Origin of the sequence: Butyricicoccus sp. AM27-36, assembly GCF_003480945.1 — a bacterium.
In the GTDB taxonomy this organism is placed as follows: domain Bacteria; phylum Bacillota; class Clostridia; order Oscillospirales; family Butyricicoccaceae; genus Agathobaculum; species Agathobaculum butyriciproducens.
Genome location: NZ_QUJR01000001.1, coordinates 600,256 through 621,116 on the forward strand (window position 1 = coordinate 600,256; position 20,861 = coordinate 621,116).

Below are 20,861 nucleotides of genomic sequence, written 5' to 3' on the forward strand. Positions count from 1 at the left end.
AAATGGTATAATAAGGATAAAAAAGTAAAGCAGGGGAAGCCATGAGATTCAAAAGACGAATTTTCGGTGTATTTGCGGCAGCGCTGGCAGGTGTGCTGTTGTGCGGATGTACGGCTGTCGAGGATATGCAGGAGCACCAGACGGAAACACCGATAACGATCAAGGTGGGCAGTGACAACTATCCGCCGTTTAATTATACCGATGAAAACGGCAATCCGGCGGGCATAGATGTGGATCTGGCTAAGGAATCCTTCGGACGGCTGGGGTATGCAGTATCCTTCGTCGGCATTGACTGGGAAGAAAAGAAGAAACTGGTTGAACATGGTGATATTGACTGTATCTGGGGATGTTTTTCCATTGATGGGCGCGAGAACGAATACAACTGGACCGAACCGTATATGATCAGCCGCCAGGTGGTTGCGGTCAACCGAAGCAGCGATATTTACCGGCTGAGCGATCTGGAGGGCAGGACCATTGCCGTGCAGTCCACCACCAAGCCGGAAAGTATTTTCCTCGAGCGAACGGACAGCCGCATTCCGCTTGTGCGTGAAGTATACAGTCTGGAGGATCGCGAACTGCTTTACACCTCTCTCGGCAAGGGCTATGTGGATGCGATCGCAGCGCACGAAACCGCTATTCGGCAGTACATGAAAGATTATGATGCGGATTACCGTATTCTGGACGAAAGCATTCTCACGACAGGAATCGGTGTGGCATTTGCAAAAAACGATACGCGCGGACTGAGCGAACAGCTTTCCCGGGTTTTCGAGGAAATGCGTGCAGACGGTACGACTCGAACAATCATAGGCAGATATCTGTCCGATCCGGACAAATATTTGGAGGTGGACTGTGCTGCAGATTAAAAAGAACAAAGCCACGCGTCGGTACGAACGGATTGCGGCTGCAATCGGCGCCGTGCTGGTCATCGTGGTCGGCTTTAACACGGCGCGTGCGGAGAGCGCGCAGACACGGGAAAAGCTCGGCAATACGATAGATTATGTGAAGGAGCAGTGCACAACCTATACACGCTACAATGCTGCAGCTGTTACCAAAAGCCTGATGCGTATCATGGACAACGCACAGCAGGTAAACCGCAATATCGGCTATGAAGGCTCGGCTGTAGATGAAGAACGGCTTCGGTTCTATGCGCAGGAACAGCGGTTGACCGGCATTATTCTGCTGGACACAGGTGGAAGCGTGCAGTGCGAGTATAACGGTGATCTGCTGAATTTTCTGACACTGCAGGAGTATATAGAGCGGGATACAGTGCTCGATGTGGTCAGGTATCCGCAGAAGACCTATGCTTCGCGGATTGACCTGCCGGACGGCTCCTATGTGGATATTTCGGCGTACGGCCGTACAGATGTGCCCGGTGTGATCGTTGCATACTATCACACCACTGCGGAGTATGCACGCAATTATACGCTGACCATACAGGGCTCGCTTGCGGGCTATAATACCAGGGACGACGGTGTGATTGTGGTGGCAAACGGCGACCGCATTATCGCGTCCAACGATGAAGCGCTGGCTGATACCAAGGTGGAGGACAGCCGTATTCTGCAGCAGATCAAGTCGAATCTTTCGTCCGCCGAGGTCGGGCATTTCAAGTGCGATGGCGGCACCTATTTCGGCGGTCTGGACCGCAGCCGCGACTACTATATCTACGCCTATGTATCCGACCGCATGGTAGCGACTGATATGGTCAAAAATATGATGGCGGCGCTGATCATTTATCTGATCATGCTGACCGCGATTCAGATGTTCCGCAGACGTTCCGCGCGGGAATATCTGGCCGAGCAGGATCGGCGCGAGCGGGAATTCCGCGAGCAGCTGATGGAATCCGCTGAAAAGGCCGAGCAGGCCAACCGCGCTAAGACCGAGTTCCTGCAGCGCATGAGCCACGATATCCGCACGCCGATCAACGGCATTCGCGGTATGATTGAGATTGCGAATTACTATAAGGACGATCCGGACAAGCAGACCGAGTGCCGGAAGAAAATCTGGGATGCCTCCGGTCTGCTGCTCGAGCTGGTAAACGAGGTGCTGGACATGGGTAAACTCGAATCCGGCGAGATCATGCTGGAGGAACGCGAGTTTGACCTCAAGGAACTGCTAGACAGTGTTGGCATGGTGGTGGATAAGCAGGCACGGGAGCGGGGCATTACGATAATAACGGATGGCTATCCGGTTGAGCACCGCTGCCTGCTCGGCAGTCCGCTGCACCTGCGGCGGCTGCTGATGAATATCATCAGCAATGCGGTCAAGTACAACCGCGTGGGCGGCGAAATCAGGCTGGGATGCTGCGAAAAGCCGAGTGCGGATCCGGAGACTGCACAGATTGAATTCACCTGTGCGGATACCGGTATCGGCATGAGCGAGGAGTTTCAGAAGCACGTATTTGAGCCATTTGCACAGGAACGGAATTTTGCTCGATCGGAATATGGCGGTACCGGTCTGGGTATGCCGATTGCGAAAAGTCTGGCGGAGAAAATGGGCGGCACGCTGTCCTTTGTCAGCAGGCAGGGCGTAGGCACGACGTTTACGCTGTCGCTGTCGTTCCGCATCTGCCATGCACCAGAGAAGCAAAACAAGCCGAAACGTCTGCTGCAGACCAGTTCTATTGCCGGACTGCATGTGCTGGTTGCGGAAGATAACAGGATGAATATGGAGATTGCTGAGTTTGTACTCAATGTGGAAGAAGCCTCCATCATCAAGGCAGTGAATGGTGAGGAGGCGGTACGCATTTTTGCCGATTCCAAGCCCGGAGAAATTGATGCGATTTTAATGGATGTGATGATGCCGGTGATGGACGGTCTGGAAGCGACGCGGCGTATTCGCGCAATGAAGCGTTCGGATGCGAGAACCATTCCAATCATCGCCATGACAGCAAACGCCTTCGCAGAGGATCGTCAGCTTGCCTTTGCTGCGGGCATGGATATGCATATTGCAAAGCCGCTGGAAGGCTCGGAGATGGTGGAAACGCTGGAGCGGCTTGTCAAATCCTCGCGGAAATAGGAGCAGAAGCGCAAGAAGGATAATATGTAAAGGAAAAGTCAGCCGAAAATGGCTGACTTTTCCTTTATAGTGCAGTTCTGCTGCCCGTATTATACACACAGCATAACTATTCGGCAAGATGGGAGTTCACATCAACCTTTCCTTCGCAAGCAGGTGAGCGTAATGCTGTCTGGCGCGGCTTAAGCGCGCACGGCTGGCCTCGTGACTGATATGCAGATATTCGGCAATGTCCACACAGTTCAGATTCAGCTGATACCGCAGATACAGAATCTCCTTATCCGTGCGGGATAATTCGTTCGGCAGCAGGTCGAGCATGGAAAGGAAAATCGGTTCACAGCCAAGATCCTGAACGCTGTCCAGCGGCACCTGCACATACCGGCTCCGCCGTTTGTACTCATCAAGCGCGAGATTGGTCAGCACGGTGTGCAGCCAACCGGGCAGATTCGGGTGCTGGCGCACCTGGTCAAAATGCGTCAGCAGGATGGTAAACGCCTCGTTCGTCAGCTCCTCTGCTGTAAACGGGTTGTGTGCAATGCGGATGGCGGCATACAGCAGCCGCTTGTAATTCCGGTCGTATAATTGGGAAAACAGCTCCTTGTCCTGTGTCGTCATAGATCGTTCACCTGATTTCTATCGGGTTATGTTACGCACGATACCTGTTTTCGAGAGCAAAATCAATAGCGCGTTCCTGATTGGTCACTTTGCGTTCCTGCTCTGCAGCCGAATGTCCATCAATCTGCGGTATAATAGAAGCGGGGCAGCAGGAGACAGACCGCTTTGTGAAATATTGTATGCCGTGCTGCTTTATGGTATAGTTAGTTCAGAACACAACAGGGAGGAGCACTCATGCGTATTATACTGTGCGATGACGATACCGTATTCACGCAGACCTTTGCAAAACGTCTGCTGACCGTTTTCAAAAAATACGGAATCACACCGGAGATCGTGTCCGCGCACACGGGCGTGGAAGTCTTGCGCGAGATTACACGCAGGCCGACGGATGTGCTGTTTTTAGATATTGATATGCCCGAAAAAGACGGCTTTTCGGTCGCGGAAGAACTGTCAGCCATGCCGTCGAAGCCGCTTATCATTTTTCTGTCCGGCATGGAAAATCTGGTGTATCAATCATTTGCGTTTCAGCCGTTCTGGTTTCTCCGTAAAACGCATCTGGAGGAACTGCCGCGGATAACCGAGAAAATGATGCAGCTTCTCAACAGTCGTCAGATTCACTACACGGTTACGATGAACGGCAGCAGCACCCGCATTCCGATCACGGAGATTGCGTATTTTGAGAGTCAGGGACATTATATCGTTGTGCATTACAACGAGAGGTCTCTGCGGTTCAAGGCACGTATGAGCGATATCGAAACGGCACTCAGCAAATACTTTTTCGTGCGCTGCCACGTTGGCTATCTGCTGAACTGCCGGTTTGTTCAAATCTGCAGCCGGACGAGCGTCACTTTGACGGACGGAACGGTCCTGCCGGTCAGCCGCGCCAAAGCAGAGGAAACACAGAACGCCTTCATGGCGTATATGAGGAGTCTGCGCCCATGAATTTCTGGTTTGAAATGGCAATTAACGCCGTAGAGGTAACCCTTATTTTGAGCTTCTTAGTGCAGTATTTCGGATACCGCATGGCCTGCCCGGCGAAATATATATGGACGGCACTCTTTGGTGTGCTGTCCTTCGGCAGTGTAGCCTTTTTCTCCTGGGGGCAGCTGTATGAAGGCTATGCAAGCTCGATACAGATACTGATCAACATTGCGTTTTGCTGCATTTTGCTGCGCGGACCAATCCTGCAGAAGATATTTGTTTCTGCATTTACGATGGGCCTTGTGGCTATTATTGCAACTTTTACGGCACTGCTTGTCGCAAAATTGTCCGGAAATAATGTTGCCTTGTTGCTCAGTCGGTTTAATTCGGTTCGCATTATTTCGATTTTGATAACCAAACTGCTGTTTTTTGTAATCACGCGGATTATCCTGCGGGTGAAGGAAAACGGTCGAATCAAATGGCTGGATTTTATCCCGTTGGCAGCGATTCCAACGTTATCCATTATCACGATTACGCTGATGATGTATGCGGCGATACAGGAACCGCATATTCAAAATATTGTATTTTATGCGGTGTGCATCGTATTGGCGTTGAATATCCTGATTTATTTCCTGTTTGTTCGATTGGGGCAGGTCAGCAAAATCCAAACCGAAATGGCGCTGCTCGCGCTGCAGAACGAATGTCTGCAGGAAAACGCCAAGGACATTGAGAACATGTATGACACGGTTCGTGCGCTGCGGCATGACCTCAAAAATCACCTGCTCTGCATTTTATCCATGGCGGAAGAACGGGATCTTACGGGCATCGAGCAGTACACAGGGCAGCTTCTGCAGCAGCAGAATACCGTCAACAAGCTGATCATGTTTTCGGGCAACAAGGTGCTTGATGCGATTATCAACAGCAAAAGCGCAGCCGCGGAACGGGCAGGTATTCGGCTGAGCGCCATTATCACGACACCGCTGGCGGGTATTTCGCCGGAGGATATTACCATCATCCTCGGCAATGCGCTGGACAATGCGATTCGTGCCGCAAAAGACAGTCAGCGCAAGGTGGTGGATATTCATATTCAGCCGCAGGGAGCATACAGCTCGATTGTAATTGCCAATGATATCGCACATCCGGTGCTGCCGGACAATCCGGCACTGCGTACCACGAAAAATATCCGGTATCGCCACGGCTTCGGCATTCAGAATATGCGGCAGGCGGTGGAACGTAATCAGGGACTGATTCGGTTTTACGAGCAGAACGACCGGTTCATCTGCGATATTTTGCTCCTTAACGTGCAAAGCAGGAACGAATAACGACTAAGCAGGAATAGCCGGTTGCAATTTCGGTGAAAAGCAGTTATCTTACAGATAGACCATGACAAATGCAATGTGCATGGGTTATCTGCTGAGATAACTGCTTTTTTGAGGTGAGTGCGATGGTATGTTGAAATGAAAACCGGTAAGGTGTGGATAGTAATTAGAGAGCAAACAGGGAGGGTTAAATGATGAACAGATTTCGAAAAATACTGAGCGCCGCGCTGGCAAGCTGCATGGCGGTCTCTGCGCTAATGATGAGCGCCGGTGCGGCGAATACCGGCACAGAAGCCGCACGCGAGAAGGCCATTTACGGCAGTCAGGCGTGGACGGTGAATGGTGCGGCAGCCATTCAGCACAGCGACGGCACAGTAGAGCTGGTACCGGAGTTCTCGGCGCTGTATCCCGGGTGGACAGTGCCGAAGCAAGCGGCTTCGGTATCGAGTACGGCACTGGCTGAGGTGGCTGATGTCGGTTCGCATTCGATCAGCGGCTATTACCGGAATGTGTATTTGACGCAAGATGTGAAGTACAAGCCGTTTTACAGTTTTCTGGGAAACGGTGAGACGGTCAGTGCGTTTGCGGTGACGATACCCGGCAGCAAATATAATCTCGGTATTTATAACGAGACAGCGCAGCAGGACGCAGGCTGGCTGCCGAATCTCTCTAAGGACGATCGTGTGCTGCTGCAGACCGCAAATGGTGTATATTACTCGATTCGTGCAAGCGTACCGTTGAATATGCCGATTGGGTATTCGCGCATGAAGGTAGAGGAGGCAGGGCGTAATTGAAAATGTGGGAAAGAGCTGAAATCTTTGGGTTTCAGCTCTTTTGGTGATGCGGAAATTGTGCTTTTGCTGCTGATCGGTAGCATATGTCCTGAAACGATATCCTGTCATCCTAAAACTCGTTAAAAAAGGTGCTGAACCTGCACTAAAATCAGCCCGAAAATGAAGTGCCGCGATTTTGGTAGACACTTGTGGTAGACAGCAGTTTTTCACAAATTACATCATAAAACTAAATACCATAAAAAGTATAGAAAAGAGCTGAAATCAAAAGATTTCAGCTCTTTCACTTGGTGCGGATGGGGGGACTTGAACCCCCACGTCCTTGCGAACACTAGCACCTGAAGCTTATATATTTGTTTTCAAATCTGTCAACCGTAGTGCATAGTTCAGATATGCAAAAGTGATGATTTATCTGTGTTTTTCGTAATATTTGAGATGAAATGCAGAAAATAGTTCGGAGTGGTGAGGATGGGAAATCTGCGATTTCTTTCAATCCGTTACACCTTGGTGTCGTCAATTTGTCGTCAGGAAGATTCGGCGGTTTTGGCTTGATTTTCGCCTGTCGGATTGATCGAAGTCAGCACGTTGCGCAGCGTGTCGATTTCATTGTGAACGTAGATTTCAGCGGTGACGTTGATGTCCTTATGACCAAGTAATTTTTGGATGGTGTAGATGTCTGCACCATGCCGCCGGAGATAAGTACCATAGGTGTGCCGCAGTTCGTGTGCTGTCACAACCGGCACTTCGTTATGCTCATTGTGCAGCTTTCGCATAAGGCGTTTGAGCTTCTGCGACCATGTGTTCGGGCAATAGGGCTTGCCATCCTCGTTCGGAAACAGATACAGAGATTCCTTCGGCAGCGAGCGGATCAGCTGGACAGCCTCCTCGCTCAACGGCAGGGTACGGTAGCTTTTCCACTTTGGCGGATTGGCAACGACCGTCCCGTTCCGCACGATCATAGAGCGCTGCACGCGGAGGGTCTTTTCGTTCAAATCAATATCCGACCACATAAGGCCAACCAGTTCACCACGGCGCAGGCCGGTTTCCAGCAGGAGCACGACCTCGGGCATACGATCTGCGGTATAGGCTTTGACCGTTTCCATCTGCTCATCGCTGAGAACGTGCTTGATATGCTTCTGAGCGGTGCTGCGGTAGGTGCAGTGCTTGGCAGGGTTCTTATAGCAGAGGTCGTTCTCAATCGCACATTCAAAGATTGCATTGAGGATTGACCGCATTTTCTTTAACCGGCTTTCCGAGCACGCTGTCTTAGTGGCGAAATACGCCTGTATGTCTACCGGACGAATATCAGAGAGGAGGGCATTGCCGAAGTAGGGGATCAGGTGCCCTTCGACAAGGCTGACGTAGGTCAGCTTGTATGTATCTTCTTCGACAAACGGCTGCTTATAGGACAGCAGCCACTTTCGTGCCCAGGGAGCAAAGCGGCCGGTGGAGGGCACAAAGGCCTCTCCGGTACGCGCCGACACCTCGGAGGCTACGCGGTACTCCTCGGCTTTCTTCTTCGCATCGGACAGACTCACGGTGCTGTAAAAGGATTTGCGCAGCGGCTTGCCGTGGATATTGCGGCCGACGGTGATCTTGTACTCGAACCGTTTGTCCTTGCGTGTTGGCTTTTTTCTTGGCATAACAATAAAACCCCTTTCTTATCGCGTGAAGGTGTGATAAAATAGAGGTACTGATAGGTTTCGCGATTTGTCAGTACCTCATGTCCCGCTCTGGTGTTGGTAGCACCGGGGCGGGATTTTTTTTGTTTTAATCGAGTCGAAATCGACCAGTTTAACAATAGATGATGTGATAAGCTCTTTACTTTGGATACAGCTCGTAGGTATTGCCGTGCTTTATGCGAGTGATCTTATCTGCCTTAACTAAATGACTGACAGCAGTACCGATCGTCGGCTTTAGGTCGGGATCGAACTGCTTGTGCAGATCCTTCTGCAGGATAGCAGGATTGTCCTGAATAACCTTCAGCACCTCGTCGTCAGCGATCTGCAAGAATGCCTGTCGCTTTTGATGAACAGCGAAGTCGTGTTTGCGTTCCTCGTAGTTCAGAGTTAGATCTTTGTAGCGCTCTTTGATCTTGTCGATAAAGCTGAAATCAGGATTTTGGCTATTGTGGGCATGCAGCCACATATCTTCAAAGTATTGTTGCCCAATGGAGGTTTTTGAGCAATACTCTGCAAGCTCTTGTGCGGAGATCAAAGCCTTTTGGGCATGGGCAATAGCTTCATCTACACTGTTGAAATCGTACAAATTCGGCAGCCATATGTCCTGCTCTAGCTTGTCGATGTATTCCGCGTTGGCGGTATGAAATTTGCTCTTAGCCATGCGTTCATCAGAGCTGCGATGGAATTTCGGGTTAGGACTGTTTTCATAGTATTGGCGTGCTTTTTCCCAACTGGATTGGCGCAGATACGCAACATCATCATCGGTAAGCTCTTTTCCGTCTGCACGCCAGGTCGTTCGGCCGTTGGAAATGTATGAGACGGGTGGTTCGGCACAGTCATCTTCAAGTGCTTTGAGTGGAAACAAATCTTCGGATATTTCGTCAGATGGCGGTGCTTCGTATAAAATCTGATGTTCGGCTGCTTTCTTTGACCGTGGACGCCATATGATTATGATAACGGCTATCATAATTCCGGACAGGACAAAAAGAAGAGGGCGGACGCTTGTATCGGTCAAACCATATCCCGTCAAAGCAATGATGAGATAGATAGAAGCACCTAAGGAACAGAATACCGTTGCACCATATTTCAAGCAGCCGGGCTTGTTTGGCTCAGCTGCGCGAGGTGTTTTCAGTTTTTGCATCGTTGTAACTCCTGTATCTGCGTATCAAATCAGATCGACCGTGCGAATGACTTTGATAACACGGCCGACAACACGGCACTGTTCCAGGTCTACACCTTCGATACGCCTCGGCTTGAATTCTGGGTTGATGGGAATGAGATCAATCCAATCCTCGCCTGGCTTATATTCGATACGCTTGACAGTGGCCTCATCCCCGCCCAGCAGCATAATGCCGATCCGGCCGGAAATGCCCATGTCGCTGCATCGCAGGCACAGGATTTCATCGCCGTCCTGGAACTGCGGATACATACTGTCGCCGCTGACCGTGGCCAGAAAGAAATCTTCAGGTCTGCGCCGCCCAATCCACTGGGCAGGGATGGTACGCTGCTCGTAGGCGTCATCGGGTGTTGCGTCAAAGTGCGCTGCGACAGGTCCGGCGTAGTGGATCGTGACGAGCGAGCTGTCAGATGGTTCCGAGTAGGCATTCTGCCGAGTCGGATCTACATCCTCACCCATAAGCCAGGCTTCATTGACGTTTAATGCTTTAGCCATCTTATAGATGTTCTTTTGCTTGGGAATATATGACCCTCGTAGATAAGTGCTGATAGATGATTTACCGATACCTGTTAGCTCAACCAGTTCAGCTTGCTTCATGCCTCGCATTTCAAGCGCCGCTCGAAGTCTGCTTGCAATAGTATCCATTTAGCTCCCTCCTAACTCCTTGGTATAAATATATCATGAATGTTCAGAAAACGCAACAAGAAAACGACGCAGACAAAAATAAATTCAGAAAAGAGAACAAACAGTATTGACAGCTGGCAGAGGAACATGCTACAATGAGTTCAGAAACGCGAACAGGAGGTGAATACAATGAAGGACCCAGTTTTCGATTATGCTCGCCTGCGAGGGCGAATTAAAGAAGTTTTCGGAACGCAGGATGCCTTTGCAGACGCAATCGGCTTAGGAAGAGTGTCTGTAAGTCAACGATTAAACAATCAGCTCGAGTTTTCACAGCAGGAAATGTTTCGATCGGCTGACGTATTAGGCTTTTCTCGAGGGGAAATCCCCGAATATTTTTTTACTGAGAAAGTTCAGAAACACGAACAAAAGTGAGGTAATTCCCATGGACGCAGACATCAAGATCAAAAGCACCGGCAAAGGCTGTGCAACGAAGATCCTGCTGAACGGCGTGGATATTTCGGGCATGGTTCAGTCGGTAACATTTCACCAGACAGGCGGAGCAAGACCGACAGTCAGCCTTACGTTCGCAGGCGACAAGGTCAGCATTAACTCCTGCGCCGTTGCGAAGTATCCGGATGAGCTGATGGACGCTATCCTTACAAAGAGCGTGCAGGAGCTGGAAAAGAACCTTGACCGTGTACTGAAGGCGAGCAGCGAGCCGGAGGAGAATAGGTAAATGCCAGAACAAAAACAAATACTGCGCATTTCATCCACGGATAATATTCGCTACTCGGTGCTGCGGTTGCTGCATGAATGCCTTGCGGCGGCAGCAAGAGAAAGTGCTGGGTATCAAATCGCAGTCAGCATAGCGCAACATATGTCCGATAAACAGGACAGAGGGAGGTGCGAGTTGACAACCCAAGACACAATGTGGATTGCTGGAGCAATAGCGTCAGTAGGGCTTGTCCTTTATTCAATGCGATATGAATTGTGGAAAATGCGACTGGCAGCGTTAGCGTTTGATCTACTGGTATACACGATCATGATGCATGTAATGCAGACATTATTAGGACTATCAGTATAATGGCAAACCAAATCAAAACCGGCAATAAGAAAATAACCCAAGCAAAAGCCAGCCGAAATGAGTTAACGTACTGCTTACGATCAAGTCGATAGCTTCGGTTGCGCAGCGGATACGAGCAGATTAGACATAGTTTATCATACGTGCGATCAATATGATTGCAAATCCGAAACCAGTATTCTAAGTAGTGGTCGGGAGTTTCTGTGAAAACATAGAGCCACTTGTGCTGATATTCATTATATTGTTTGGGAGTGCAGTCCTTCGCTGTACGAAAATTCCGTATAAGATCTTTTAGCATAGGATCTGCGAGATAGCCGCCGTTGAGAACAATTTGCTCGATCTGATCGACAAGCGCTGCGCACTGCTTACGATCCATTTTATGAAAAAGGTATGGCTCGACAAGCGTAAACAGAGGGCCATAGACTTTTTCAAGTTGCATATTAGCTGCATCGGCTTTCTTACCTCCATAAAATACTTGCATGGTGAACCAGGCGCCAATGAGTGTAGTTAACAGCGTTGCGACGATATTCAATAGGTTCCACATTTGTTCGGGTGTATTAAACATTTTAATCATCCTTTCGGCCTCAGTATATCACACTGGCCGAGGAGGGGCAACGAAGATCAAGAAAGCGAGGTGAACATCTATGGCAGTACCCACCACCATCATCACAAAGCTGGACGAGCTGGAGCAGCTTTGCGAGAAGTACCCCAGCAAAATCCCGATTGAGGAGTGCGCAGCGTTCCTCGGCATGGCGGGCGAAAGCCTGCGGGCGTGTCTGGAGCATGGTTCCTGTCCGTTCGGACTGGGCTGGCTCAAGAAAAATGCGCACAACCGCGCATTTTACATTCCGACATTGACCTTTTATCTCTGGGTGACGCAATCCGCAGGGTTCAAGAACAACAAAATTTAGAAAGAAGGAAATCCAATGCAAAACAACAATTTCGCAGAAACCCTCGCCTCGGTCGCATCCGAGTTCGGCGTAGAGGACACCGCAAAGCACGGCCGCGGCATCAAGCCGAGCAGGCGTCCGTACTTCCGCTGGACAGATGAACAGCTCGAGCAGCTGGCAACGCTGCGCGACGAGGGCAAGTCTGCGAACGAGATCGCGGAGGCGCTGGGCGTGTCGAGCGATAAGGTCATCACCAAGCTGGCCGCCATGGCAGCACGGCAGCGGACCGGCAGCAAGACGCCGGAGCCGAGTACCGAACCGGTACCCGAGGTCGAAGCAGAGCCAGAGCAGGAAGCTGAAACCGAGCCGTCCGTCGAGGCCGAGCCGGAACCAGCAAAAGAGCCGGTCGATGTTGACCGCATGATCTTCACGGCGTTTGACGCTGTGGTCGGTCGGGTGGACGACTTCAACAAGATGGCTGTCTGCTGGCGCAAGGCTTTGTCGGTCATCGAGCAGGAAATCCGCAAGCTGTCGTACATCATCGAGCAGCACCCCGACGCCGATGTGTCGGTCTGCGAGATCGCGGCTGTTATCGCCTACGACGAAGTATGCGCATGAAAAACGCCGCTGTCAGGACGGCAATCCCGATCAGCGGCAAAGAAATGTATTCAACCACATAATAGCATGAAGTTAGGAGAATTTCAATGGTAAAGATTATCTGTACGGAAAACGGCGACAACAACCGCACGGAGATTGCGCTGGGCGGCGACATGGATCTGGTAGTCAGCCAGATCGGCTACGCTATCAAGACCATCTACACGAACGTGCGCGAGCAGGACAAGAACGCCGCCGAGGAGTTCCGTGTTAAACTGATCCGCGCAATCGCAAGCAAGGGCACGCCGACGTGGAGCACGGAGCCGTGCGAGGACGCAACGCTCGATGCAGCACTCGTCCGCAAGGGCGCGAAGCTGACCGGCGACGACATTGCCGACCTGCTGCGCCGCGGCACGCCGAAGGACATCATCAAGAGCCTGCTGGAGGAGATGTAACATGACCGACCCCATCAAGATCACCTCGCTCGAGGCGGAGAACGTCAAGCGCGTGCGTGCGGTGCAGCTGCATCCGAGCGCAACCGGCCTGACCATCATCGGCGGGAACAACAACCAGGGCAAGACCTCGCTGCTGGACACGATCGCATGGGCGCTCGGCGGCGACCGCTTCCGTCCCTCTATGGCGACCCGTGAGGGCAGCACGATTCCGCCGCACATCAAGGTCACGCTGTCCAACGGCCTGATCGTCGAGCGCCGCGGCAAGAACAGCGACCTCAAGGTCATCGACCCGTCGGGCAGCAAGGCCGGACAGCAGCTGCTGAACGCCTTTATCGAGCAGCTTGCACTCGATCTGCCGCGCTTTATGCAGGCGAGTGACCACGAAAAGGCGGACACGCTGCTCCGCATCATTGGCGTGGGCGAACAGCTTGCCGCACTGGAACGCAAAGAGCAGGAGCAGTACAACGAGCGCCTTGCCATTGGCCGCATTGCCGACCAGAAAGCAAAGTACGCGAAAGAGCAGCCGTACTGGCCGGATGCACCGGACGAGCTCATCTCCGCAAGTGACCTCATTCGTCAGCAGCAGGCAATCCTTGCCCGCAACGGCGAGAACCAGAGCAAGCGGGCGATGGCAAGCCTGCTCGAGCAGCAGGTGAGCACCCTGACCGCGCGTGTGGATGAGCTGCACCGTCAGCTGCAAACCGCCGAGGACGAACTCACCGCCAAGACGGCTGACCTTGCCACCGCACGCAAGACCGCCGAGCAGCTTGTGGACGAGAGCACCGAGGAGTTGGAGCGCAGCATTGCCGACATCGAAACCATCAACGCCAAGGTGCGCGACAACCTGAACCGCGAAAAGGCCGAGGAAGATGCCCGCGCCTATCAGCAGCAGTACGACACGCTCACCGCCGACATTGAACAGCTCCGCGAGGACAAGCGCGCGCTGCTGGACGGCGCCAAGCTGCCGATGGAGGGCCTCGGTGTTGCGGACGGCGCACTGACCTATCACGGCCAGAAATGGGATAATATGTCCGGCAGTGAGCAGCTGCGGGTGGCGACCGCCATTGTGCGCTGCCTGAAACCGCAGTGCGGCTTCGTCCTGCTGGACAAGCTGGAGCAGATGGACCTCGGCACGCTGCGTGAGTTCGGCGCGTGGTTGGAGAGCGAGGGCTTACAGGCCATCGCAACGCGCGTTTCGACCGGCGACGAGTGCTCCATCATCATCGAGGACGGCTATGTGCAGGGCGAGGAACAGCCTTTACCTGACGAGCCGCAGAGTACATGGAAAGCAGGTGCATTTTAATGCAGATCATCCGCGGAAAACAGAAGACCGCGCTCAAGGTTGTCGTGTACGGTCCGGAGGGCATCGGCAAGTCTACGTTTGCCGCACAGTTCCCGAATCCGCTGTTCATCGACACTGAGGGCGGCACCAAGCACATGGACGTCGCTCGCACGCCTAAGCCGACCAGCTGGGTCATGCTGCTCGGTCTGGTCAAGGAGTGCATTGCCGACCCGAGCCTGTGCGGCACGCTCATCATCGACACGATGGACTGGGCGGAGCTGCTGTGCAGCCGCTACGTCTGCGACAAGGCGCAGAAAAAGAGCATCGAGGAGTTCGGCTACGGCAAGGGCTACACCTATCTGATGGAGGAGTTCGGCGCCCTGCTGAATACGCTGAACGAGCTGGTCGAGCGCGGTGTGAACGTAGTCGTGACGGCGCACGCCAAGATGCGGAAATTTGAGCAGCCGGACGAGCTCGGCGCATACGACCGCTGGGAGATGAAGCTGTCCGCCAAGACCGCGCCGCTCGTCAAGGAGTGGGCGGACATGGTGCTGTTTGCCAACTACAAAACGTTCGCCGTCAAGACCGAGAACGGCAAGACCAAGGGACAGGGCGGCGAGCGCCGGATGTATACCACCCATCACCCGTGCTGGGATGCGAAGAACCGCTTCGGCCTGCCCGGCGAGATGCCGTTCGACTATGCCGGAATCGCCCATATCATCGGGGACGAAAAAAATATTCGGTCAATTACTGAACCGAATGAACCGATTGTGGTCAATTCTGCGGACGAAACGCCGGATAAGTGTAAGGACGTTTCCGATGCACCCGCACAGGCGGCAGTAAGCGAACCGGCGAAACCGGACGGCACTGTGCCGGACATTCCGGCAGGTATCCCGCAGGCGCTGCGCGACCTGATGCAGGCCAACAACGTCACCGCGACCGATATTCAGACCGCCGTTTCCGCCAAGGGATATTTCCCGCTCGGCATGGAGATCACCGACTATCCGGCGGATTTCGTCAACGGCTGCCTGATCGGTGCGTGGGATCAGCTCTATCAGGTCATTCTGAAAGAGCGCAAGGACATTCCGTTTTAATCAAGGAGGACAATCATTATGAACGACAACATTCTGGATCAGGAGCTCGGCTGGGAAGACGAGATCGAAAACGAGGGCAGTCCGCGCCGTGTGCTCGAGCCGGGCGAGTACCCGTTTACCGTACTGGGCTTTGAGCGTGCCCGCTACGCAGGCAGCGAAAAGGTAGCGCCGTGCAATCAGGCTATCCTGCACCTGCGCGTGGATGCGCCGGACGGCGAGAGCGAGATGAACGTCAACCTGTTTCTTCTCAAGCGCTTTGAGTGGAAGCTGTGCCAGTTCTTCACGTCCATCGGTCTGCGTCAGCATGGCGAAAAGCTGCGTATGAACTGGGCAGCCGTCACCGGCAAGACCGGCCGCTGCCGCATCACCAAGCGTACTTACAAGGACAAGACCGGCGCAGACCGCGAAACCAACGATCTGGACGAGTTCCTCGATCCGCTGGGTGCGCCGTCCATGCAGCAGGCGGGCGGCTTTACGCCGGGAGCATTCTAATATGGAACTGCGACCGTATCAGCAGGCGGCGCGTGAAGCGGTCGAAAACCGCTGGGAGCAGGGTGACGACAGCACCCTGCTTTCTATTCCCACCGGCTGCGGCAAGACTGTCATTTTTGCAAAAATCGCCGAGGACAGGGTACGGCAGGGCGACCGCGTGCTCATCCTCGCGCACCGCGGTGAGCTGCTCGATCAGGCCGCCGACAAGCTGCACACCGCGACCGGACTTTCCTGCGCGACCGAGAAAGCCGAGCAGAGCTGTCTGGGCAGCTGGCTGCGTGTAGCGGTCGGCTCGGTGCAGACCCTCATGCGGCCCAAGCGCTTAGCGGCGTTCCCGCGGGACTACTTCGGCACCATCATCATCGACGAAGCGCATCACGCGGTATCCGACAGCTACGGACGTATCCTGAATCACTTCGACAGCGCAAAGGTGCTCGGCGTAACCGCAACGCCCGACCGAGGTGATATGCGAAACCTCGGCAGCGTGTTTCAGTCGCTGGCTTACGAGTATTCGCTGACAAAGGCAATCCGCGAGGGCTACCTCGTGCCCATCAAGGCGCTGACCGTGCCGCTCAAAATGGATTTGACCGGTGTCGGCGTGCAGTCCGGCGACTTTAAGCCGGGCGACCTCGACAGTGCGCTCGACCCGTACCTCTACCAGATCGCGGACGAGATGGCAAAGACCTGTGCCGACCGCAAGACCGTTGTGTTCCTGCCGCTCGTTAAGACCAGCCAGAAATTCCGCGATATTCTGTGTTCGCGCGGCTTCCGTGCAGCAGAAGTGAACGGCGAATCGCCCGACCGTGCGGAGATCCTTGCGGCGTTCGACCGCGGCGAGTACAACGTGCTGTGCAACAGTATGCTGCTCACGGAAGGCTGGGACTGCCCGAGCGTCAACTGCGTTGTGGTGCTGCGCCCGACTAAAGTACGCAGCCTGTACAGCCAGATGGTAGGCCGCGGCACGCGCCTGTTTCCCGGCAAGACCGACCTGCTGCTGCTGGATTTCCTGTGGCACACCGAACGGCACGAGCTTTGCCGACCGGCGCATCTGGTCTGCGAAACCGCCGAGGTGGCCGAAAGCATGACCGAGAGTGCAGCCGAGCAGGGCGGTCCGGTGGACATTCTGGAAGCCGCCGAGCAGGCCGAGAGCGACGTCGTGCAGCAGCGCGAGGAATCCCTCGCCAAGCAGCTGGCGGAGATGAAAAGCCGCAAGCGCCGTCTGGTGGACCCGTTACAGTTTGAGCTGTCCATTCAGGCGGAGGATTTAGCAGGCTACACGCCCGCATTCGGCTGGGAGATCGCGCCGCCGAGCGAAAAGCAGCTCGGCGCACTGGAAAAGTGGGGCATCCGCCCGGACGAGATCGAATGCGCGGGCAAGGCGGCAAAGCTGCTCGACCGTCTGGCGGCACGCCGCACCGAGGGTCTGACAACGCCCAAGCAGATTCGCTTTCTGGAGGGCAAGGGCTTTGAGCACGTCGGCACCTGGCAGTTTGAGCAGGCAAAGCAGCTCATAGACCGCATTGCCGCCAACGGCTGGCGCATTCCGCGCGGCATCGACCCGAAAACCTACATGGGATAATGGAGGATAAATGAAACAGGACGAACTCGATCTCCGGCAGGCGCTGGACTACATCGACCCGAGAGAACTCTCGTACAGCGAGTGGGTCGGCGTCGGCATGGGACTGAAAGAAGCAGGCTATCCCGTCGGTCTGTGGGAGGACTGGTCAAGACGGGACGGCGGGCGCTACCGCACCGGCGAGTGCGCCCGCAAGTGGGACAGCTTTCGCGGCACGGACACGCCCATCACGGCGGGGACCATCGTGCAGATGGCGCAGCGAGGCGGCTGGCAGCCGAACGGCGGCGACTGTGAACTCGGCTGGGACGATGAGATCGGCGGGAACGAACCCTACCGCGTGATTGACCCGCACTGGGTCGAAGCGCAGGAGATTGCCGAACCCGCCGAATGGCATCCGGCGCAGCAGCTCATCACCTACCTCGAAACGCTGTTCGACAGCGAGGAGCACGTCGGCTACGTCACCCGCTCGTTCTCGAACGAGGACGGCAAGGCCATGCCGACCAAGGGCGACTGGGCACGAACCGCCGGTCAGCTGGTGCAGGCGCTCTCTGCCTGCGGCGACGACATCGGCAGCGTGCTCGGTGACTACGACCCGGCGGTCGGCGCGTGGATCCGCTTCAACCCGCTCGACGGCAAGGGCATCCGCAACGAGAACGTCACCGCGTTCCGCTACGCGCTCGTCGAGTGCGACGGCATGGACATCGACCGCCAGAACGCGCTCATCCGCGAGCTGGAGCTGCCGGTGGCGTGTCTGGTGCACTCGGGCGGCAAGAGCGTGCACGCCATCGTTCACATTGATGCACCCGACTACCCAGAGTACCGCAAGCGGGTCGAATACTTGTACACGGTCTGCCGCAAGAACGGTCTGGAACTCGACCAGCAGAACCGCAATCCGTCGCGCCTGTCGCGTATGCCGGGCGTGATGCGAAAGGGGCACAAGCAGTTCCTCATCGACACCAACATCGGCAAGAGTGACTTTGCCGAGTGGCGCGAGTTCATTGAGAGCGCAACGGACGATTTACCCGACCCGGAGAGCATGAGCGCGGTCTGGGACGAGATGCCGCCGCTGGCTCCGGCACTCATCGGCGGCGTGCTCCGACAGGGACACAAGATGCTGCTTGCCGGACCGTCCAAGGCGGGCAAGTCGTTCGCACTGATCGAGCTGACCATCGCCATCGCGGAGGGCAAAAGCTGGCTCGGCTTTGACTGTGCACAGGGCAGAGTGCTGTACGTCAACCTCGAGCTCGACCGTGCCTCCTGCCTGCACCGCTTCAGGGACGTGTACGGCTGCCTCGGCTGGAAGCCTGAGCACCTCGGCAACATCGACATCTGGAACCTGCGCGGCAAGTCCGTGCCGATGGACAGGCTCACGCCGAAACTCATTCGCAGAGCGGTCAAGAAGGACTACATCGCGGTCATTATCGACCCGATTTACAAGGTCATCACCGGCGACGAGAACTCCGCCGACCAGATGGCGAACTTCTGCAACCAGTTTGACAAGGTGTGCACCGAACTCGGCTGCGCGACCATCTACTGTCACCACCATTCCAAGGGTGCACAGGGCGGCAAGCGCTCGATGGACCGCGCGAGCGGCTCCGGCGTGTTCGCCCGCGACCCGGATGCGCTGCTCGACCTCATCGAGCTCGAGGTGTCGGACGATTTACGCACCCAGATGGAGAACAACGCCGTCTGCCGTGTGTGCGGCGCGGCGCTCGAGGCAGCAGGAGAGAGCGACGAGGTATCGCAGGACGACCTGTGCAGCCAGCGTGCCGCCATGGATGCCTGCAAGCGGCTGCTCTCCGGCGTGGACTACAATCACCTGCTCGACCGCATCGCGGACACGAGAAAAGAGGTGCAGGCGCGGACGGCGTGGCGCATCGAGGGCACGCTGCGCGAGTTCCCGAAGTTCCCGCCGGTCAACCTGTGGTTCGAGTTTCCGGTGCACCGGCTGGACGGCAACGGCGCTTTGCAGGACATCAATCCGGACGAGGCTGCTCCGGCATGGCAGCGCGGCGCAAAGGCCCGCAAGGGCAAGGCAAAGCAGGCGAAGCAGAGCAAGAAGGAAGCGTTTGACACGGCGTACAACGCGCTGTGTCTGGGTGGGGATGCACCGACGGTGCAGGACATGATCGAATACTACACCGAGCAGAACGAGGACGGGGAAATGCAGGCACCGGCACAGCGGACAGTCTACCGCTGGGTCAAGGACTACGGATATACGATAGATAAAAATACTGGCAAAATCTTGAATGACACGACCTGAAATTTAAGGTCATGGCAAGAGTGTCACGACCTTTGACACGACCTTGCGTTTTAGGTGGTGGCGCTGTTGTCATAACCTGTGACACGACCTTGATTTTAGGTCATGGCGGCAGTGTCGCCACGACCATATATATACTACGTATATATTTTTGGCAATGTCACAGGTGACACAACCAGGTGGGTCAGTGTGTGAACGCACTCACCATGTGAGGGGGCTTTGAAGGCGCCCCTCACAGATGGTTGGAGAGCGCACACACGACTGGACCCGTCGCGCGAGAGGAGATAAGAAGAAAATGGTAACGCAGTTTTTCATGGCGATGCGCCCGCCGACGTGTACGGCGCAGGAGAAGCAGGTGCGGGTGGTACATGGCAAGCCGCAGTTCTACGAGCCGCAGGCGCTCGCCGCCGCACGCGCTAAGCTGTGCGCCTATCTCGGTCAGCACCGGCCGGAACAGCCGTATACAGGCGGCGTGCGGCTCGTAGTGAAGTGGCTGTTCCCGCGGGGGAAGCACCCGAACGGCAGCTACCGCACGACAAAGCCGGATACGGACAACCTGCAGAAGCTGCTCAAGGACTGCATGACCGCCGAGCACTTCTGGACGGACGATGCGCTGGTGTGCTCGGAGATCACGGAGAAATTCTGGGCGGACACGCCCGGCATCTGGATTCACATCGAGCCGGTGGAGGGCTGATATGGACTTTGAGGAGATGAACCAGCGGGCATACGACCGCAAACCCGAGCCGGACGGTCTGACACCCGCCGAGCGCATGATCTGGCTGGCACTGCGGCTGCTGTATGAGCTGCACTTTCACGGCGGCCTGACCCGCAACGAGGGCGTGGCGTATAAGCAGGAGCTGAAAAAAGATTACGAGCGTAACCTCGCGCAGGAGGCCGAGTGGCTGCGTGCCGGTACGGCAATGAAGCTGCTGCGGCAAAGCGAGAACCCCGAGGTGAAGAAGATCGTCGGGGAAGTTGAAACGATGTTTTGAGGAG

23 protein-coding genes are annotated in these 20,861 nt (G+C 54.9%); 18 read left to right on the top strand and 5 right to left on the bottom strand.

What is annotated here, in order from left to right; all coding sequences use genetic code 11:
* Window positions 1–41 precede the first annotated feature (41 nt).
* Together DW724_RS02970 and DW724_RS02975 are read left to right on the top strand one after the other, a co-directional pair.
* Window positions 42–863: a substrate-binding periplasmic protein gene (locus DW724_RS02970; RefSeq protein ID WP_118760590.1), complete on the top strand. Its 822-nt coding sequence runs from the start codon at window positions 42–44 to the stop codon at window positions 861–863.
* Complete coding sequence (locus tag DW724_RS02975; protein ID WP_118760591.1) at window positions 850–3,015, top strand: ATP-binding response regulator; 2,166 nt, start codon at window positions 850–852, stop codon at window positions 3,013–3,015. Before DW724_RS02970 ends, DW724_RS02975 begins: the two co-directional genes overlap by 14 nt.
* Before the next feature lie 126 nt (window positions 3,016–3,141).
* Here DW724_RS02975 and DW724_RS02980 read toward each other — a convergent pair whose 3' ends face one another.
* The gene (locus DW724_RS02980; RefSeq protein WP_118760592.1) at window positions 3,142–3,627 is read right to left on the bottom strand and encodes an RNA polymerase sigma factor; all 486 of its coding nucleotides are present in this window, start codon (window positions 3,625–3,627) and stop codon (window positions 3,142–3,144) included.
* Between the two features lie 234 nt (window positions 3,628–3,861).
* Here DW724_RS02980 and DW724_RS02985 point away from each other — a divergent pair, with 234 nt between their 5' ends.
* The 3 genes from DW724_RS02985 to DW724_RS02995 all read left to right on the top strand — a co-directional run bounded on the left by DW724_RS02985 (window position 3,862) and on the right by DW724_RS02995 (window position 6,661).
* Entirely contained in the window at window positions 3,862–4,569 is a 708-nt protein-coding gene (locus tag DW724_RS02985; protein WP_118760593.1) for a LytR/AlgR family response regulator transcription factor, read from the top strand.
* Window positions 4,566–5,870, top strand: coding sequence for a sensor histidine kinase (locus tag DW724_RS02990; RefSeq protein WP_118760594.1), 1,305 nt, complete (start codon window positions 4,566–4,568; stop codon window positions 5,868–5,870). The genes DW724_RS02985 and DW724_RS02990 overlap by 4 nt, the downstream gene beginning before the upstream one ends.
* Window positions 5,871–6,058: 188 nt before the next feature.
* The gene (locus DW724_RS02995; RefSeq protein WP_147358628.1) at window positions 6,059–6,661 is read left to right on the top strand and encodes a hypothetical protein; all 603 of its coding nucleotides are present in this window, start codon (window positions 6,059–6,061) and stop codon (window positions 6,659–6,661) included.
* 521 nt (window positions 6,662–7,182) lie between these two features.
* On the opposite strand, the gene DW724_RS03000 is transcribed toward DW724_RS02995, so the two are convergent.
* The 3 genes from DW724_RS03000 to DW724_RS03010 form a co-directional block, all read right to left on the bottom strand.
* The gene (locus DW724_RS03000) at window positions 7,183–8,301 is read right to left on the bottom strand and encodes a tyrosine-type recombinase/integrase (RefSeq protein WP_118760596.1); all 1,119 of its coding nucleotides are present in this window, start codon (window positions 8,299–8,301) and stop codon (window positions 7,183–7,185) included.
* Window positions 8,302–8,479: 178 nt separating this feature from the next.
* Entirely contained in the window at window positions 8,480–9,481 is a 1,002-nt protein-coding gene (locus tag DW724_RS03005) for a hypothetical protein (protein ID WP_118760597.1), read from the bottom strand.
* Between the two features lie 24 nt (window positions 9,482–9,505).
* Window positions 9,506–10,162: a LexA family protein gene (locus DW724_RS03010; RefSeq protein ID WP_118760598.1), complete on the bottom strand. Its 657-nt coding sequence runs from the start codon at window positions 10,160–10,162 to the stop codon at window positions 9,506–9,508.
* 168 nt (window positions 10,163–10,330) lie between these two features.
* Here DW724_RS03010 and DW724_RS03015 point away from each other — a divergent pair, with 168 nt between their 5' ends.
* From DW724_RS03015 to DW724_RS03025, 3 genes are read left to right on the top strand one after another with little or no spacing between them, the layout of a single operon-like run.
* Window positions 10,331–10,573: a DUF739 family protein gene (locus tag DW724_RS03015; protein ID WP_118760599.1), complete on the top strand. Its 243-nt coding sequence runs from the start codon at window positions 10,331–10,333 to the stop codon at window positions 10,571–10,573.
* Window positions 10,574–10,583: 10 nt separating this feature from the next.
* Window positions 10,584–10,877 carry a hypothetical protein gene (locus tag DW724_RS03020; RefSeq protein ID WP_118760600.1) on the top strand — a complete coding sequence of 98 codons (294 nt, stop codon included), beginning with the start codon at window positions 10,584–10,586 and terminating at the stop codon, window positions 10,875–10,877.
* Window positions 10,878–11,225 carry a hypothetical protein gene (locus DW724_RS03025; RefSeq protein ID WP_118760601.1) on the top strand — a complete coding sequence of 116 codons (348 nt, stop codon included), beginning with the start codon at window positions 10,878–10,880 and terminating at the stop codon, window positions 11,223–11,225.
* On the opposite strand, the gene DW724_RS03030 is transcribed toward DW724_RS03025, so the two are convergent.
* The gene (locus DW724_RS03030; protein WP_147358629.1) at window positions 11,182–11,787 is read right to left on the bottom strand and encodes a hypothetical protein; all 606 of its coding nucleotides are present in this window, start codon (window positions 11,785–11,787) and stop codon (window positions 11,182–11,184) included. The genes DW724_RS03025 and DW724_RS03030 overlap by 44 nt on opposite strands.
* A 79-nt stretch (window positions 11,788–11,866) precedes the next feature.
* Here DW724_RS03030 and DW724_RS03035 point away from each other — a divergent pair, with 79 nt between their 5' ends.
* The 10 genes from DW724_RS03035 to DW724_RS03080 all read left to right on the top strand — a co-directional run bounded on the left by DW724_RS03035 (window position 11,867) and on the right by DW724_RS03080 (window position 20,857).
* A complete protein-coding gene (locus tag DW724_RS03035) occupies window positions 11,867–12,133 on the top strand; it encodes a hypothetical protein (protein ID WP_118722280.1) in 267 nt (88 codons plus the stop codon).
* 15 nt (window positions 12,134–12,148) lie between these two features.
* Window positions 12,149–12,730: a GcrA family cell cycle regulator gene (locus DW724_RS03040; RefSeq protein WP_118760602.1), complete on the top strand. Its 582-nt coding sequence runs from the start codon at window positions 12,149–12,151 to the stop codon at window positions 12,728–12,730.
* An 86-nt stretch (window positions 12,731–12,816) separates the two neighbouring features.
* Window positions 12,817–13,161: a hypothetical protein gene (locus DW724_RS03045; protein WP_118760603.1), complete on the top strand. Its 345-nt coding sequence runs from the start codon at window positions 12,817–12,819 to the stop codon at window positions 13,159–13,161.
* A gap of 1 nt (window position 13,162) precedes the next feature.
* Window positions 13,163–14,464, top strand: a complete 1,302-nt coding sequence (locus tag DW724_RS03050) for an AAA family ATPase (protein WP_118760604.1) — start codon at window positions 13,163–13,165, stop codon at window positions 14,462–14,464.
* A complete protein-coding gene (locus DW724_RS03055; RefSeq protein ID WP_118760605.1) occupies window positions 14,464–15,537 on the top strand; it encodes an ATP-binding protein in 1,074 nt (357 codons plus the stop codon). The genes DW724_RS03050 and DW724_RS03055 overlap by 1 nt, the downstream gene beginning before the upstream one ends.
* Before the next feature lie 18 nt (window positions 15,538–15,555).
* On the top strand, window positions 15,556–16,029 hold the full coding sequence (locus tag DW724_RS03060; RefSeq protein ID WP_118722275.1) for a DUF669 domain-containing protein: 474 nt from the start codon (window positions 15,556–15,558) through the stop codon (window positions 16,027–16,029).
* Window position 16,030: 1 nt separating this feature from the next.
* Window positions 16,031–17,608, top strand: coding sequence for a DEAD/DEAH box helicase (locus tag DW724_RS03065; RefSeq protein WP_118760606.1), 1,578 nt, complete (start codon window positions 16,031–16,033; stop codon window positions 17,606–17,608).
* 10 nt (window positions 17,609–17,618) lie between these two features.
* Window positions 17,619–19,868, top strand: coding sequence for an AAA family ATPase (locus DW724_RS03070; RefSeq protein ID WP_118760607.1), 2,250 nt, complete (start codon window positions 17,619–17,621; stop codon window positions 19,866–19,868).
* A 292-nt stretch (window positions 19,869–20,160) separates the two neighbouring features.
* A complete protein-coding gene (locus DW724_RS03075; RefSeq protein ID WP_118760608.1) occupies window positions 20,161–20,559 on the top strand; it encodes a RusA family crossover junction endodeoxyribonuclease in 399 nt (132 codons plus the stop codon).
* A 1-nt stretch (window position 20,560) separates the two neighbouring features.
* Window positions 20,561–20,857, top strand: coding sequence for a hypothetical protein (locus DW724_RS03080; RefSeq protein ID WP_118760609.1), 297 nt, complete (start codon window positions 20,561–20,563; stop codon window positions 20,855–20,857).
* Window positions 20,858–20,861 lie beyond the last annotated feature (4 nt).

Bases quoted from the DNA above. Each gene is read 5' to 3' on its own strand.
- DW724_RS02970 (WP_118760590.1), top strand. From the start codon at position 42: ATGAGATTCAAAAGACGAATTTTCGGTGTATTTGCGGCAGCGCTGGCA.
- DW724_RS02980 (WP_118760592.1), bottom strand. From the start codon at position 3,627: ATGACGACACAGGACAAGGAGCTGTTTTCCCAATTATACGACCGGAAT.
- DW724_RS02985 (WP_118760593.1), top strand. From the start codon at position 3,862: ATGCGTATTATACTGTGCGATGACGATACCGTATTCACGCAGACCTTT.
- DW724_RS02990 (WP_118760594.1), top strand. From the start codon at position 4,566: ATGAATTTCTGGTTTGAAATGGCAATTAACGCCGTAGAGGTAACCCTT.
- DW724_RS02995 (WP_147358628.1), top strand. From the start codon at position 6,059: ATGATGAACAGATTTCGAAAAATACTGAGCGCCGCGCTGGCAAGCTGC.
- DW724_RS03000 (WP_118760596.1), bottom strand. From the start codon at position 8,301: ATGCCAAGAAAAAAGCCAACACGCAAGGACAAACGGTTCGAGTACAAG.
- DW724_RS03005 (WP_118760597.1), bottom strand. From the start codon at position 9,481: ATGCAAAAACTGAAAACACCTCGCGCAGCTGAGCCAAACAAGCCCGGC.
- DW724_RS03010 (WP_118760598.1), bottom strand. From the start codon at position 10,162: ATGGATACTATTGCAAGCAGACTTCGAGCGGCGCTTGAAATGCGAGGC.
- DW724_RS03015 (WP_118760599.1), top strand. From the start codon at position 10,331: ATGAAGGACCCAGTTTTCGATTATGCTCGCCTGCGAGGGCGAATTAAA.
- DW724_RS03020 (WP_118760600.1), top strand. From the start codon at position 10,584: ATGGACGCAGACATCAAGATCAAAAGCACCGGCAAAGGCTGTGCAACG.
- DW724_RS03025 (WP_118760601.1), top strand. From the start codon at position 10,878: ATGCCAGAACAAAAACAAATACTGCGCATTTCATCCACGGATAATATT.
- DW724_RS03030 (WP_147358629.1), bottom strand. From the start codon at position 11,787: ATGTTTAATACACCCGAACAAATGTGGAACCTATTGAATATCGTCGCA.
- DW724_RS03035 (WP_118722280.1), top strand. From the start codon at position 11,867: ATGGCAGTACCCACCACCATCATCACAAAGCTGGACGAGCTGGAGCAG.
- DW724_RS03040 (WP_118760602.1), top strand. From the start codon at position 12,149: ATGCAAAACAACAATTTCGCAGAAACCCTCGCCTCGGTCGCATCCGAG.
- DW724_RS03045 (WP_118760603.1), top strand. From the start codon at position 12,817: ATGGTAAAGATTATCTGTACGGAAAACGGCGACAACAACCGCACGGAG.
- DW724_RS03050 (WP_118760604.1), top strand. From the start codon at position 13,163: ATGACCGACCCCATCAAGATCACCTCGCTCGAGGCGGAGAACGTCAAG.
- DW724_RS03055 (WP_118760605.1), top strand. From the start codon at position 14,464: ATGCAGATCATCCGCGGAAAACAGAAGACCGCGCTCAAGGTTGTCGTG.
- DW724_RS03060 (WP_118722275.1), top strand. From the start codon at position 15,556: ATGAACGACAACATTCTGGATCAGGAGCTCGGCTGGGAAGACGAGATC.
- DW724_RS03065 (WP_118760606.1), top strand. From the start codon at position 16,031: ATGGAACTGCGACCGTATCAGCAGGCGGCGCGTGAAGCGGTCGAAAAC.
- DW724_RS03070 (WP_118760607.1), top strand. From the start codon at position 17,619: ATGAAACAGGACGAACTCGATCTCCGGCAGGCGCTGGACTACATCGAC.
- DW724_RS03075 (WP_118760608.1), top strand. From the start codon at position 20,161: ATGGTAACGCAGTTTTTCATGGCGATGCGCCCGCCGACGTGTACGGCG.
- DW724_RS03080 (WP_118760609.1), top strand. From the start codon at position 20,561: ATGGACTTTGAGGAGATGAACCAGCGGGCATACGACCGCAAACCCGAG.